Genomic DNA, 13,713 nt, shown 5'->3' with positions numbered 1-13,713 from the left:
AATATGGACATTACGTTTCCAATAGTATGTATCAGATGGTGATACCCTCTATCATTAATGATTATTACGTACAACCGGTCTTGGCACCGACGCCACTCACGTATGAGGTACCCATTAACCTGCCAAACTTACCAACGCTCTTCATAATCGGTTATAACTCGGTGACCGGAGCCTATGACGATACAAGCAATAACATTCAGCTACCAATACTTATACAGAACTTAATGACCCAGAAATTCATATATCAAAATCTAAGTGGTTAACCAGTCATTACTCTTATTAAGTTCTTCAATGCCGTTATTTCGAAATACTCAACATTTGCCGCAATATAGAGCAACACAATCGATATTAGATAATATATTATCAATGCTATAACCTCGCTCCTACCAATGCGTCCCTCGCCACGTAATGAGTTAATGAGGTTTCTCGTGAATGTTAATGATCCTGCCGTGGAGAATGCGTAGGCCAGGAGTTCTATAATACCATGAGGAAGGAACATTGTTACGAGGAGAGCTATTATAAGGACGATTATAGAATTCACGGCATATGCAATATAAATACCTAATACGAAGCCCGTCGTTGCCAATGCAAATACGAAGAAGAATGGGCCGATTACGGGAATTGCCATTAATGTGTCTATCGCCAGGTTATGTAGAAAAATGTAACTTGGTCCTAATTTTACGGTGCTCTCTAGCTGATTTTGTAATGATGCAACCATTGATTGGCTAATGAATAATGGCCCTAGATAAAAACCCACCAACGATACTATCACTAGGATCAGCAATTCAACTGCATATATTAGAATAACCCTCTTAATACTTACAGTCATATTTCTCACTAAAGCGCTGCTTTGATGTGAGGAGGGGGGGTTGGTAATCAGCGTTCAAATCCTTCGTCACCGCTCGGTGCATCCCTCCTGTCTTCATTGCGTTTAAAGCCACTATGAAGTACTTAAGCCTTACTTACCAAGTCAACGCCTACCTAATGACTCAAGGAGCCTATTAATCACTATCCTCCTGACGAACTCCTCGCGTTCATCCTCATCAAGCTTGAGCCTGACGAACCTCGCGTTCTCGACAATCCTGGGTAGTAATACATTGTCTATGGCATTCACCATTCTTTGGTACTCCCTGACCCTAGCCAGTAACGTATAGAATAGGCTCTCTAGGTTCATCATTTCCGAGATTGCCCTGAAGTTGTTATAAATACCGTACAAGGCGCTATCAAGTTCCGGCGGTATTGCGAATATGCCATAGTTAGGACTCGAAACGCCCCCCCTAAACTCAAGCCCCCCCTGAACTTAAGCCCCCCCTCCATTATTATGTCCGTAAACTCCACATCAACTGATGGTCTTACAACCTCGCTTAACTTTCCGTAATCCTCAATGCTCATCTTTGAAATGGCGGCCTTAAGCGCTAGTGATGCCTTCTCTAGCTCATCATAAACACTCTTTCTTGCGCTCTCGAGCTTGGGTATTATCGCCCTAATCCTCTGTATGGTTGCATTCCTCGCGTCCTCAACCGTCTTCTTAATACTCCTATAAAGCCTCTCCTGATTTCTAAGTCTCAATAGGGTTAACCTTGATGGTATTGGTCTCTCAAAGGCCACGTAGTTAGGGTACGTTTTATATTTTTAAACATTATTACATAAGCATAAGGTCCAATGAATGAGTAGGGTAAGCCAAACCGAGGCTTGGAGGAGGGTTAGGAATGTCCTGGAAATGAGTGATTTGGTACTTGAGGTTATTGATTCCAGGGATCCCGTGGAGACGAGGAACAAGAGGGTTGAGGAGTTGCTGGGTAAGTTGGGTAAGCCGTTAATAATAGTGATTAACAAGGCTGACCTAGTGCCTATTGACGTGCTTAAGGAGTGGAAGGAATACATCGGGCGGGAGTACCCCCCCACGGTGTTCATAAGCGCCAAGAATAGGCTTGGAACTAGGAAGCTTATCGTCAGTATTAAGCAACATGCGCCCAGGCTTCCCGTCAGGGTCTCCGTGGTTGGTTATCCGAACGTGGGTAAGTCAACAATAATTAATTACCTAAAGGGTAGGCATGTTGCCGAGACAAGCCCAGTGCCTGGTTGGACCATCGGCGAGCAGATAGTCAAGGCCAAGCAGTGGCTCATAGTCATAGACACGCCCGGTGTTATACCGCCTGAGGAGGTTAAGGATGAGGCATTGCTCATTATTAAGGGCGCCATAGACCCCCCCTCCAAACTTGAGGATCCTGTTTTACCGGCGGTAAAGTTAATAATGAGGATTAAGTCGTTCAACCCCCCCAAGGCATTTATGGATAGATATGGTGTTGATGCGGAGGACCCAATGGAACTCCTGGAACTAGTCGGTAGAAGGAGGGGGTTGCTCCTGAAGGGTGGTAAGGTGAATACTAGGGAGCTGCCATTGCCGTGATTAGGGATTGGATACTCGGTAAATTAACTTACTACTACAGGCCTGGGGGGGTGATTGGCAATGCCTAGGAGGCTCGTGCCAATGGTGATTAAGCCGTCCGTTAGGCCCCCCCTTAAGTATTACGACATTGTTGGTGATTTAATGATTAATTTCCTAGCGAATAGGAGAACCGCCATTATTAGACAGATCGGTGATTCCGCTGTTTTAATGACCAGGGTTAGGCATGAGGATGGGAGTAAATTACCAATTATTATTAATAGTAAGGATGAGTTGATCAGGTACGTCAGGGCTGGCGGTATTGACTTCATGGCCTCCGTGGGTACTGCATTATCAAGGGGGGGCATTGACATGGCTATAATCGATGTTAAGGGTGGTAGAAAGGTTTGGATGATTGATAGGGGGGGATTGGAACTCATGGACTTAATAGTCAGCGTAGTACGGGTTACCTTCGAATACGTTGGTTTGGTGAATAATGCAGTAATATTCGATGGAATGAATGGGTTCAAGGTTATTGCCCCCCCGCTATCCAAGGAAGTTGATAATGAGGAGATGAGGTCCTTCGTTAACTTAATAAATGAGGTTGTGAATAGGAGTATGAAGTCCTTTGATTTATTCCAGGCTTACGGCAATGATATCATTATTGGCGGCAACACAATGCTTAAGGTAAGGATGTATAGGGTACCTCTTTCCCTGCATTGGTCAACTAAGCTATCGGCAATACCACTCGCTAGGGTTTATGACTTCCTGACCCTTTATGCCGACCCATCAAGCGTAATTAGGCGCTTAGAAACTAATAGGAAGTTGCTTGAACCGTTATTTGCGAGAAATCCCATTGACTCATTGATTGATAATGTAAATAGGTGGGTTAACAATGATTATACGTTAGTTTATTATATTAAGGGTGCTGTTAGAAATAGAATTAAGCATGGCGTTTCAGACGCTGAATTAGGAATTGATAGAGAAAACCTTAAAACAGAGTGATAACCCTATAGGCGATAAACAATGAGAAAGGTCATAATGGTATTCATAGTCATTGGCATAATAATACTCATAATGTCTAATATAAGGGTTGCATTACCAATAACTAATGCAGCAGTGTCTAATTTTAATGATGTTGTCAACGTAACACCTGGACTGAAGTTAATCATTAGTGATACTAACGGTTCATTAACGTTGATACCCATTAAGGGTTATTCATCATTTATAGACACAGTCGATTACTTATCGCCGATATTCGTCTTCATAGGTATAATAATTTCAATAGTCCTGTTACTGATTAAGAGAAATTACAGTATCGATGTTTCAGACCCACTGTTCTTCGGAATAATCCTAATGCTCATAGTGGCCCTCATATTCTCGCTACCCATACCAACCCAGATTTCCCTAGGTGAGAACTCAATAAATCAATCAATAATTGTTGGTGTTAACGCCTATGTGGGATTCTCTTCAATAACCTACCTAATAAGTACAGTACTACTCATGATGAGCACTTGGTTATACCGAGAGAAGACAACCGTGGGAGACATGTACACGGATATTGACCAATTAATGAGTCTAACCATTATGCTTAAGAGTGAGGAAGAAACAGAGCAGTCTGAGGATAATGAGGAAAACCAGCAATAAGGGCGTAATCTGTTTCTTCTGCCTAAGGAGGGTTAGGGAATACCGTATCGTTGACTATGAAGCTAAGGAACTCAGCATGACCTTCAAGGTCTACGCATGCCCCCCCGAATGCTATGTAAAAATTACATCACGCAAGGAAAAACAGGTTTAACAGGGGATAGTGGGCTGGATAAATAATAATTCATTAACGTCATAGATGGCTCCAGGAGACCCTAAACGTCCTAACACTATCAATTATACCATCAAATCCGTTAATGAAGGAGTTAACCTGGTAAATACTAACTATGGGTATGCCATCCAGTAATTCCATGGATGCCCTATGCCAAGTAATAACCACAGGCACAAGCAACGCCTCACCCAATTAACGCCAATCCTACTCATCAAAACCTCAGGTTCCCTGGCAACCAACCCAACCTTCTCCAAGTGCTATCCACTATCTGCCGTATCGATGACGAGACCCTCCTCCAACGCTTAGCCTCTATCAGCAATACCCAGGGCCTCCTATAGGCTATTACATCGAACTCAACCCTAGAACCAGCCACGGGAACCCTAAGCCTACTAACAACCCTAAACCCCCCCCACTCCTCAAACACGAGCCTAATCAAGGCCTCAAACTCATCCCAGGCAGGTACGTCGATACCGACTCAAGATCAACATAAACACCCTTATCCACGAAGTACTTAATTAACCTATGGGGGGGCGGCATGACCGACTTATAGCCATCACCAACCCTAACTAAAACCCCATCATTAATCAGCGAGCCTATGAACTCATCGACCATGGAATCACCAAGCCCCGACACCGACTTAAGAGACTCACGCGTGAAAACCCCATCCCTAGAGACGATTATCAACGCCTTAACAAGCCTCTCCCTTAAACTCATCCTCAATAAATGCATTTTAACACCCACTTATAGTGTTTTGCGGATGATGAAACTTCAGCGGCGGATGAACACCAATGAATGATGGGTCAGGGACTGATCAACCATACGTTATGACTATAGTCTTCAACTCAGTAACATCCTCCACACTAAATCCAACTCCCTCACGACCGAATCCAGACTCCTTTACGCCACCAAAGGGGAATAGGCCGAGTCCATGCCTTGGGAAGTCGTTTATCGTGACCTCACCAACCTCAAGAGACCTTGCCACCCTCCATAGTGTGCCCACGTCACGCCCAAACACGGCGGCGTCGAGCCCGTAAATGACCTCGTTGGCCACCTCAATGGCCTCATCAACGGACTTAACTCTTATGATGGGTATTACTGGCCCGAAGGTCTCCTCGAGCGCGAGCCTTGACTTCCTGTTTACGTTATCAACCACGGTAGGTTCATGATAAGTGAGCCAGTACTTGCCGCCGTGAATTAACTTGCCTCCCTTCATTAATGCATCATCAATCATTGAATGAACTCTCTCAACGGCATTGGTATCTATTAATGGGCCAACCCTAACCTTTGGATCACGTGGGTCGCCAACAACCCACTCACTTACCTCCTTAGTTATGTAGTTGATTAGCTCGTCAGCAATATCATCCATGGCGATGACCCTACTGATTGCGTCACAACGCTGACCAGAGAGCCTAAGTGAACCCGTGACTATCTTTTTAGCGGCGTCCCTTAAATCCGCATCCTCAAGGACAATGGCGGGCGCCTTACCACCAAGCTCAAGCTGCAGCTTCTTTAGGCCAGCCATCCTCACGACCCTAAGCCCCGTCTCTGTACTGCCCGTTAGCGTGATTGCCCTGACCAGTGGGTGCGTTACCATGGCATCGCCAACCGTTGCTCCAGGTCCTGTAACCATTGCGAAGTAATTACCGAGCCCCCCCGCGTATTCGATGGCCTTGGCTATTAACACGCCAGTTATTGGCGTGTAACTCGATGGCTTAAATATCACGGGGGTTGCCTGCCAGGAGGGCTGTGGCTATCTTTACAATTGATGTGAATAATGGATAATTAAATGGGGGCTATTGCCGCGACCACGCCTATGGGCTCCCTAACAACCACCGCGTACTTATTCTCCGTACCTGCCCCCCCGTACTCGCCTGGAATGCCTACGTTTAATAACCTGCCCAAGTCCTGGTGAATCATCCTGAGCCTGGTTATTGTTGAGTTAACCTCGCCCTCAGCCTCATTGATGGGCTTCCCGCCTTCAATGATTAGTACATCCCTAAACAGCTGTTTGTATTCCTCGATAAAGTCTGCCACCTTTATCAGCATATCGGCGCGCTTATGCGCCGGTATTGCCTTGAGCGACTGCCATGAGTAGTGAAGTCTCTCTATGGCTGAATTAACGTGCTCAGCGCCTAATTTGTTTACCTGGGCTATCACCTCGCCATTTATTGGCGACTTAACCGGCATGTAACTCCCGAAGTCAATCCATGAACCAGTAATAAAGGCTCGGAAGACGCCGAACTTGGTCATTGTGTCGTGGAATTCCCTGGGAAAATCTGGCAATGTTACGGGGCCGAGTATGTTTATGGTTATTGCCTGCATTAATCACGCTCTTAATGGCCTTAAAATAAGTCTTCTGGGTACTACTTCATTTAGCGGGTTTAATGATTAGAAATACTTAAACTGGAGAATAGCTATTCCTAATTAATGAATGCGCAGGAGTTAATGACGGGTAGCGTATTCTCCATAGACCCTAATCGGGAATTAGCCATTGCCGTACAGTTAATGGTCGATCACGGGTTTAGGCACTTACCGATTATTGAGGGTGGTTCCGTGAGGTCCGTATTGACGGCGTTGGGGGGGATAATCAATGGGATTGTTAATAATGGTATTAATGCCCTAAGGGAACCCGTGGTTAAGTACGGTAGTGGTAAATTCCTTACTGTGTCGCACAATGATGATGCTGTGACCGTGATTAGGAAAATGCTTGATGTTGGTGTTGACCACGCACTCGTGCTTAAAGGAAGTGAATTAGTCGGTATTGTCACTGAGCGTGATGTGATCAACAAAATGCCTGAACAATCATTCATGAGGTATAGGGTTCATGAGGTTGCTAATAGGAATCCTGTGAGGATTGGCGAGGATGATTCATTGGCCTTTGCCATGGAGGTTATGGTTAAGCACGGCATTAGGCATTTACTGATTACGGATCAGGATAGGTTGCTTGGTATTATGACGGTTAAGGACATACTGAGGTACGTGGTTAGGTACTATAAGTTGAGGGGTCAGGTTGACCTCAACATTGCCGTATCAAGGTTAATGAGTCATAATCCAGTGACCATTGATAGCGCCGCGTCATTGGTTGATGCCATTAGGTTAATGAGGAGGAATAACCTTGGTTCACTACCAATTGTTGAGACTGGTAGATTAATGGGTATAATCACTGAGCATGATGTTGTTAAGAGCATGGTTAAGTGATTGTGAGATGGAGGAATTAATTTAAATTATGTACCGCCACGCTCATCTATATCTTAATTACATTCTTTATAGTGTTAACGACCTCCTTACTCAGCTCAGGCACTTTACTCCTAACGTTCTTCCTCAAGTCCTCATAGTAATTATTACCGTATGAATCAATTATCACGGTTAATGGGCCGAAATTCTCAACATCGAGAACCCACATTGCCTCTGCAATACCCAAGTCAAGCCAGTGAACACCAATGACCCTTTTTATTGCCTGGGCCGCCAGGACGCCGGCGCCACCCGTGAATATTGCATAGGCCGCCTTGAACTTCTTCATGGCCTCCGTGGTCTTTGGACCCATGCCACCCTTACCAATGACCAACTTAACACCCAACTTCTCAATGACCTCCGGCTCGAAGTCATCCATCCTGGCACTGGTAGTTGGTCCCATACTCACTATCCTCCAGGTATCACCCTGCTTAAGAGCCACGGGCCCCCCGCGTGGTAAATAACGCCGCCCCCCCTTAGGTCCACGGGTAGTTTCTCACCCCCCCTATGTAGTAACTCAACCATCCTCACATGCGCGGCATCCCTGGCGCTGATTAGGGTGCCGCTTACGTATATTGTATCGCCAACCCTTAATTTAGTAATGTCATCATCTGATATTGGTGTTTTAAGGTAGTACGTACCCATACCTACCAATTAAGTCACTCAGGTTGGGTATAATTAAGCATTCTTCTAAGTATTTTCTATAAACAAACATAGGATTAAAGCTTTAATACAAGTAAAGTGGTGCCCACATATGCCGAGCCTTGAGGATGTGGTTAAAGAGGCCGCTAAGAAGATAATAAGGATGGCCAGCGTATCGCCGGCTGAGGATGTCGTTAACGCATTAAGGAATGCTGTCAAGGTTGAGATGCATGAACCAAGCAAGGTTCAGTTAAATGCCATATTAACTAATATCGAATTGGCACAGAAGTACACGGCCGCCGTGTGCCAGGACACCGGCGTCCCAACCTTCTTCATAAAACTTGGCGATGGCTTCCCCCCCATTAGGAGTAAGTTATTCTCGATACTCACGGAGGCCGTCAGGGAGGTCACTAAGGAATTACCACTTAGGTCCAACTCGGTGGATCCACTAACGGAGAAGAATCCCGGGGACAATACTGGTATTGGAATACCAGTCTTTGATGTTGAGTTATTCGATGGGAATTACCTGGAAATGATTTATACGCCGAAGGGTGGTGGCACTGAATTACCCAGCAAGGCATTTGTTGTTCCGCCAGGCAATGCCTGGGAGAGACTGCCAGAGCTTGTTCTCAATGCTGTGATAGATGCTGGTCCAATGCCATGTCCACCGGTCATTGTTGGTATAGGCATAGGCCCTAACCTAGATGTTGCGGCCAAACTAGCCAAGAAGGCGGCGGTGCTTAGGCCCATTGGTTCTAGGAATAATAACTCCGACGTAGCGAAGATAGAGGAAGCCCTGCTGAACGCCATTAATAAGCTGGGTATTGGCGCGCATGGAACTGGAGGTAATGTGACTGCGTTAGACGTACACATTGAGTACGCCTACAGACACCCGGCAACCTTCGCAATAGGCATAGTCTTCTCCTGCTGGGCAACCAGGAGGGCTAGGGCTGTCGTGTATCCTGACGGCAAGTATGAAGTAAGACCTGCATGACCTTAACCCCCCCATCCCGACCTAAAAGGGGCAGTCAATAATTCCTAAAATGATTGTGCATTGATGTAGAATAAAATTTAAGGCGTCGCATCTTAATCGGATCCTTGAAACCCATGAGTATCGACCTATTCAAGCTCATTGAATTATTTCTCATAGCATTGGTTATATCCTTTGTAGCATCCCAGGGAGGAATATCGGGGGGGCCTACCTATTATTGCCAATACAATCATATATTCTCGGCACTACGAACCCAGTAATAACAAGCACAAACCTAATGTATAACCTAGTTTCAATACCATTAAGCATTTATAAATATGTCCGTGAAAAGAGAATTGCCGCGTCATTCACGTTAGTGTTGGTCATAGGATCATCGATTAGCGCGGCATTGGGGGGGGCTTGGCTAAGAGGGCATTACCTAACTAGTAAGTACGTATTCTCCTACTTCATGGGCACTCTGCTGCTGGTGCTCGCCGTAGAACTCGTACTGAGTTCTCTGCTTATAAAAGAGGTTCATACCTATGAGGCAGTGATACGCTGTAATCGTAATAAATCATCACTTATAATTACCACGACCGGGGGGGCAGTACGTACAGGGTTAGAATCCCGCTATTGGTAATAGTCACGGTATTGGTCGGCATCGTAAGTAGTGCATACGGTATCGGCGGCGCACCTATCCTATCGCCAATACTAATGGGTCCCATGGGGGGGTTGTCGGCCTACGTAGTTTCAGGGCCGACATTAATCGTCACGTTTATAGTATCGATAATCGGAACTACACTATATACATATATCGGCTATCCACCTGACATGGTTAATGGAATATTCATGGGGGGGTTGGGTGGTATGGTCGGTATTTACCTAGGCACGATCACCCAAAGGAGATTCCCTGAACGTTACATTAAACTCATGATTGCCTCAATCACGGCAATCATGGGTCTTTACTCCATACCGTATGTGTCAAGAATTTGAAAACTACCGCATACTGTCTTAAATTGAAGTTAATTAGGAGAGCATTGATGCGCGCAGTGGTATTTGATAAACCAGGTATGGAGAATATACGGGTAATTGAAATCGAAGCGCCAAAGCCAGGACCAAATGAAGTCCTGGTTAGAGTTAAGTTCGCGGGCGTTAATCCAGTGGATTACTTCACAATAAATAGGGGCGGTAAACCAATGCCGCATATACCCGGTGCAGAGTTTGCCGGCGTGATTGAGGAGGTCGGCTCAAACGTTAAGGGCGTTACCGTCGGTGATGAGGTCGTGATCTACAACAGGCTATTCGATGGCACCTGCAGGTATTGCTTAATTGGGCATGAGGAGTTGTGCGTGAATGGTGGGTTAATAGGCGTTGTGACTAATGGTGGATTCGCGGAGTACGCGGTTGTGCCTGCAACTAATGCAATAAGAGTTCCGAAGAGCGTCAGTCTTGATGAGGCGGCGACATTACCCGTTGGTGCATTAACCGCCTGGCACATGGTCTTTGACAGGGCCGGTGTAAAACCCGGCGAGTTGGTCGTCGTATTTGGAGCCACGGGTAACGTGGGTAGTTACGCCATTCAATTCGCAAAACTAGCCGGTGCCACAGTCATAGCGGTAAGCCGTAAGGCAAGCAAGGTCAGGGATGCATTAATGGGGCTAGGCGCCGACTACGTGGTAACGCCGGAGGAGACTCAAGCGTTGGTGAACGAGTTAAGCAATGGGCTTGGCGCTGACTTGGTGGTTGATGCCGTTGGCCAAGCAACCTGGAACCTAAGCTTCCAATTGGTTGCGCGCTATGGTAGGTGGGTGACCGTAGGCGCGCTAACCGGCGGAGATGTCATGCTCAACCTGCCATCGCTTTACTCAAGGGAAGTCGCTGTAATAGGCTCAACAGGTGGTACAAGGGTCGAGCTCATCAAGCTGCTTGACCTACTCAGTAAACGCAGAATTAAGGCGCTGATCTACTCAAGGATGAGCTTGACAAGGTTAAGGAGGCATTCGACGCCATGTTTAAGGCTGAGGATAGAGTAGGCAAGGTATTACTCATGCCGTGAAAGACTCAGTTATAAGTCGGAACTTGCATCAATCAAACTATATTATTTGAAATTCCTGTCAATAATTGTCCATTGTAATACTCATCATGTTTAATATAACTCTCAATTGCTGGATCCATATAAATTCTAGGTCCTTGGTTAAATAAGGTCTATTAATTCCTTTAACTTCCTTATTAATTCTAATGTAGCCCTTCTATGGATTTTAAAGCTTACCTTACTCATGAGGTTATGGTAAAGGTTTGCGTGGGTCCTTCAGCCGTTCTGAAGTCAATGAGTATGGGCTTGTCCTTGATCTCCTCATAAAGTCTTTCAATTATTACGTCATAATCCCTATGGTTATAATGGTCCCAATTCCTCAACTCGTCTCGGCATTCGACAGTGCCGTCACGGCACTCTAGTACTCTCACCAGCCTGCACCAGATCGCTCTTAGCATAAAGCTCCTCGGCAACCCTGAGGTAGTCCCCCCCGTGAAGCTTTAAGTACGGTTTAATCATGAATTCCTTAATATCCCATCACCAGCCAGCTTATTAAAAGAATTCTGTAATTGCGGCGATCTAATGATGTGAATTGTTTAACATTAGTTCATTTTGATTTTATTAATTCTTTCAGTTTCTCTATCAATTCTAAAACTGCTTGCCTATGGACTTCGAATGTCTTTCTATCTATGAAATTATGGTAGAAATTGGCATGCAATCTCTCGGCAACGCTAAAGTTAAGAATGATGAACCTGTCGCCAGTCTCCCCCCCATATAGCTTATCAATTATTACGTCGTAGTCCCTGTGGCTGTAGTGCTCCCAACCTCTTAATTCGGCTATGGCGTTGAGTAAAGCCGTAACCGCACCCCCCCAGTACTTCTCACTGGCTTGAGTTAAGTCACCCTTGGTGTATAAGTCCTCAGCACTCCTTAAGTAGTCCTCATGAAGCCTTAGGTAAACCTCAACTCTACGAGGGGGGGATCAAGCCTCTCCACCACTAAATTAACTATGAACTCCTCAACATCCCTACCACCAGCCAACTCCCTAAGTAGCTCAGCAATTGTTGGTGATAGTGTTAATGCCACGTACATAAACGCCACAGCCTAAAATTTAAACCCTCCACCTATAGGGCACGTCTAAATCACCGTGGACCTTAAGCGACACATAACCACCAAGCCTCAAATGCCTCCTAACAAGCCTTAATATTCATGCTTAATAGCTTCGTATTGTGTATTATCCTGTTGGCATTAGAGTAAGCATCAATGTGTTTGATTGGCAAGTTTTTGCTTGGTTATAAGGTTAAGTTTTCATTAATGGAGATATATGTGTTAAGTAAACACTTAAAAACCGCATTTGCAGCAAGCCACTGATGGTTGACGTTAAGAAATTGGCCGCTGAGGTGCTTGGTGTTGGTGAGTCGCGGGTTAGGATTAGCCCTGAGGCTATTGATAGGCTTGAGGAGGTTACCACAAAGGCTGACGTTAGGGCTTTGATTAAGGAGGGCCTGATATACGCTGAGTATGCCAAGGGTGTTAGTAGGGGGGGTAGGTGGCGTGAACTGCATGAGAAGAGGAGGAAGGGTAGGAGGAGGGGGGGGCGTTGGTAGTAGGAAGGGTAGTAAGTACGCTAGGCTCGACCCTAAGGAGGCTTGGATTGGGAGGGTCAGGGCATTGAGGAGGTACTTAAACTCGCTAAAGAGGAGGGGGGGATTGATTGATGCTAGGACCTGGAGGGAGCTTTACCTGCAGGTTAAGGGTGGCAGGTTCGACAGTGTGGCGTCACTTAGGGCATACCTAATTAGCAATAACCTCCTTAAGCAACAGCGGTAAAAATAGCCTGCTTCTCTATCCTAGAAATACTTATTAAGTGATTATCTTCTTGGTTTTACGAACATGGCAAGGACCGGACGCTATAAAGTCAGGTTTAGACGTAGGAGGGAGGGTAAGACGAATTATTACAAGCGTAGGGAGATGATTAAGAGTGGCTTGCCTAGGCTTGTTGTTAGGAGGACGAATAGGTACATTATTGCCCAGGTCGTTGTGCCTAGGGTTATGGGTGACGAGATTATCGTGAGCGCCACGTCTAAGGAATTGGCAGGTTTTGGTTGGAAAGGTGGTTTGAAGAATACTTCGAGTGCGTACCTCGTGGGCTTAATAGTTGGTTATAAGGCGTTGCTCAAGGGCGTTAAGAAGGTGATACTTGACATTGGGCTTCATAGGCCGATTAAGGGCGCCCGTGTCTTCGCGGTTCTTAAGGGCGCACTCGACGCAGGTCTTGAGGTGCCCCCCCATGGCGAGGAGGTACTCCCCGATGAGGATAGGATAAGTGGTAAGCACATTGCTGAGTACGTGGAGAAGCTTAAGGGCGAGAATGAGGCGTTGTATAAGACCCGCTTTTCTCAGTACTTGGCTAAGGGTTTGGATCCTGTTGATTTGCCGAAGCACTTTGAGGAGGTTAGGGATAGGATTAAGAACTATTACATGGGTTGGTTTAAGAAACTGAACATAGAGGTGCCCCCCCAGGAGGCTGAGGAGGAGTAAGGTTAAGCTTCTCAATCACCTATTCCTGTTTTCTCTCAGTCATAGGTTCCTCTTGGCGGTACATTCATTGGTCATTCATCGACAATTTAAGTGAT

At 45.8% G+C, this 13,713-nt stretch carries 14 protein-coding genes and 6 pseudogenes; 11 read left to right on the top strand and 9 right to left on the bottom strand.

Annotation, left to right across the window (positions count from 1 at the left end):
- Window positions 1-26: 26 nt before the first annotated feature.
- On the top strand, window positions 27-263 hold the full coding sequence (locus JCM11216_RS15880; protein ID WP_243675043.1) for a hypothetical protein: 237 nt from the start codon (window positions 27-29) through the stop codon (window positions 261-263).
- On the opposite strand, the gene JCM11216_RS03360 is transcribed toward JCM11216_RS15880, so the two are convergent.
- Both JCM11216_RS03360 and JCM11216_RS03355 read right to left on the bottom strand, forming a co-directional pair.
- Window positions 260-829: a stage II sporulation protein M gene (locus JCM11216_RS03360; RefSeq protein ID WP_054853303.1), complete on the bottom strand. Its 570-nt coding sequence runs from the start codon at window positions 827-829 to the stop codon at window positions 260-262. The two genes, JCM11216_RS15880 and JCM11216_RS03360, sit on opposite strands and share 4 nt — an antisense overlap.
- Window positions 830-970: 141 nt before the next feature.
- Window positions 971-1,608 (bottom strand): annotated as a pseudogene (locus JCM11216_RS03355) (V-type ATP synthase subunit D).
- A gap of 58 nt (window positions 1,609-1,666) precedes the next feature.
- Between JCM11216_RS03355 and JCM11216_RS03350 the strand changes: the two are divergent.
- The 3 genes and pseudogenes from JCM11216_RS03350 (at window position 1,667) to JCM11216_RS03340 (ending at window position 4,033) form a co-directional block, all read left to right on the top strand.
- Window positions 1,667-2,478 (top strand): annotated as a pseudogene (locus tag JCM11216_RS03350) (50S ribosome-binding GTPase).
- Window positions 2,471-3,391: a hypothetical protein gene (locus JCM11216_RS03345; RefSeq protein ID WP_054853302.1), complete on the top strand. Its 921-nt coding sequence runs from the start codon at window positions 2,471-2,473 to the stop codon at window positions 3,389-3,391. The pseudogene JCM11216_RS03350 and the gene JCM11216_RS03345 overlap by 8 nt, the downstream one beginning before the upstream one ends.
- 21 nt (window positions 3,392-3,412) lie before the next feature.
- The gene (locus JCM11216_RS03340) at window positions 3,413-4,033 is read left to right on the top strand and encodes a hypothetical protein (RefSeq protein WP_054853301.1); all 621 of its coding nucleotides are present in this window, start codon (window positions 3,413-3,415) and stop codon (window positions 4,031-4,033) included.
- A gap of 190 nt (window positions 4,034-4,223) precedes the next feature.
- Here JCM11216_RS03340 and JCM11216_RS15875 read toward each other — a convergent pair whose 3' ends face one another.
- The 4 genes and pseudogenes from JCM11216_RS15875 to JCM11216_RS03330 all read right to left on the bottom strand — a co-directional run bounded on the left by JCM11216_RS15875 (window position 4,224) and on the right by JCM11216_RS03330 (window position 6,389).
- Window positions 4,224-4,394 carry a hypothetical protein gene (locus JCM11216_RS15875; RefSeq protein WP_243675042.1) on the bottom strand — a complete coding sequence of 57 codons (171 nt, stop codon included), beginning with the start codon at window positions 4,392-4,394 and terminating at the stop codon, window positions 4,224-4,226.
- A gap of 19 nt (window positions 4,395-4,413) precedes the next feature.
- A complete protein-coding gene (locus JCM11216_RS15870; RefSeq protein ID WP_243675041.1) occupies window positions 4,414-4,638 on the bottom strand; it encodes a hypothetical protein in 225 nt (74 codons plus the stop codon).
- On the bottom strand, window positions 4,635-4,922 hold the full coding sequence (locus tag JCM11216_RS15865; protein WP_243675040.1) for a hypothetical protein: 288 nt from the start codon (window positions 4,920-4,922) through the stop codon (window positions 4,635-4,637). The genes JCM11216_RS15870 and JCM11216_RS15865 overlap by 4 nt, the downstream gene beginning before the upstream one ends.
- A gap of 91 nt (window positions 4,923-5,013) precedes the next feature.
- Window positions 5,014-6,389, bottom strand: a pseudogene (locus JCM11216_RS03330) (aldehyde dehydrogenase family protein).
- Between the two features lie 240 nt (window positions 6,390-6,629).
- Between JCM11216_RS03330 and JCM11216_RS03325 the strand changes: the two are divergent.
- On the top strand, window positions 6,630-7,400 hold the full coding sequence (locus JCM11216_RS03325) for a CBS domain-containing protein (protein WP_054853300.1): 771 nt from the start codon (window positions 6,630-6,632) through the stop codon (window positions 7,398-7,400).
- A gap of 46 nt (window positions 7,401-7,446) precedes the next feature.
- Here JCM11216_RS03325 and JCM11216_RS03320 read toward each other — a convergent pair.
- Window positions 7,447-8,078: pseudogene (locus tag JCM11216_RS03320) on the bottom strand (FumA C-terminus/TtdB family hydratase beta subunit).
- Between the two features lie 109 nt (window positions 8,079-8,187).
- On the opposite strand from JCM11216_RS03320, the gene JCM11216_RS03315 reads away from it, so the two are divergent.
- The 4 genes from JCM11216_RS03315 to JCM11216_RS03305 all read left to right on the top strand — a co-directional run bounded on the left by JCM11216_RS03315 (window position 8,188) and on the right by JCM11216_RS03305 (window position 11,078).
- Entirely contained in the window at window positions 8,188-9,069 is an 882-nt protein-coding gene (locus JCM11216_RS03315) for a fumarate hydratase (protein WP_054853299.1), read from the top strand.
- 214 nt (window positions 9,070-9,283) lie between these two features.
- Complete coding sequence (locus JCM11216_RS15860; protein WP_243675039.1) at window positions 9,284-9,685, top strand: TSUP family transporter; 402 nt, start codon at window positions 9,284-9,286, stop codon at window positions 9,683-9,685.
- A gap of 11 nt (window positions 9,686-9,696) precedes the next feature.
- Entirely contained in the window at window positions 9,697-10,038 is a 342-nt protein-coding gene (locus JCM11216_RS15855; protein WP_243675038.1) for a sulfite exporter TauE/SafE family protein, read from the top strand.
- Window positions 10,039-10,061: 23 nt separating this feature from the next.
- The gene (locus JCM11216_RS03305) at window positions 10,062-11,078 is read left to right on the top strand and encodes an alcohol dehydrogenase catalytic domain-containing protein (RefSeq protein ID WP_243675037.1); all 1,017 of its coding nucleotides are present in this window, start codon (window positions 10,062-10,064) and stop codon (window positions 11,076-11,078) included.
- A 241-nt stretch (window positions 11,079-11,319) separates the two neighbouring features.
- Here JCM11216_RS03305 and JCM11216_RS15850 read toward each other — a convergent pair whose 3' ends face one another.
- Together JCM11216_RS15850 and JCM11216_RS03300 are read right to left on the bottom strand one after the other, a co-directional pair.
- Window positions 11,320-11,508 carry a hypothetical protein gene (locus JCM11216_RS15850; protein ID WP_243675036.1) on the bottom strand — a complete coding sequence of 63 codons (189 nt, stop codon included), beginning with the start codon at window positions 11,506-11,508 and terminating at the stop codon, window positions 11,320-11,322.
- Window positions 11,509-11,684: 176 nt separating this feature from the next.
- Window positions 11,685-12,163 (bottom strand): annotated as a pseudogene (locus JCM11216_RS03300) (PaREP1 family protein).
- Window positions 12,164-12,447: 284 nt separating this feature from the next.
- Here JCM11216_RS03300 and JCM11216_RS03295 point away from each other — a divergent pair.
- Window positions 12,448-12,907 (top strand): annotated as a pseudogene (locus JCM11216_RS03295) (50S ribosomal protein L19e).
- A 63-nt stretch (window positions 12,908-12,970) separates the two neighbouring features.
- Complete coding sequence (locus JCM11216_RS03290; RefSeq protein WP_054853298.1) at window positions 12,971-13,618, top strand: 50S ribosomal protein L18; 648 nt, start codon at window positions 12,971-12,973, stop codon at window positions 13,616-13,618.
- Window positions 13,619-13,713 lie beyond the last annotated feature (95 nt).

Origin of the sequence: Vulcanisaeta distributa JCM 11216, from assembly GCF_001315985.1 — an archaeon.
Lineage (GTDB): Archaea > Thermoproteota > Thermoprotei > Thermoproteales > Thermocladiaceae > Vulcanisaeta > Vulcanisaeta distributa_E.
Note: the sequence above shows the minus strand (reverse complement) of the source record. Positions and strands in the feature narration are given on the sequence as shown.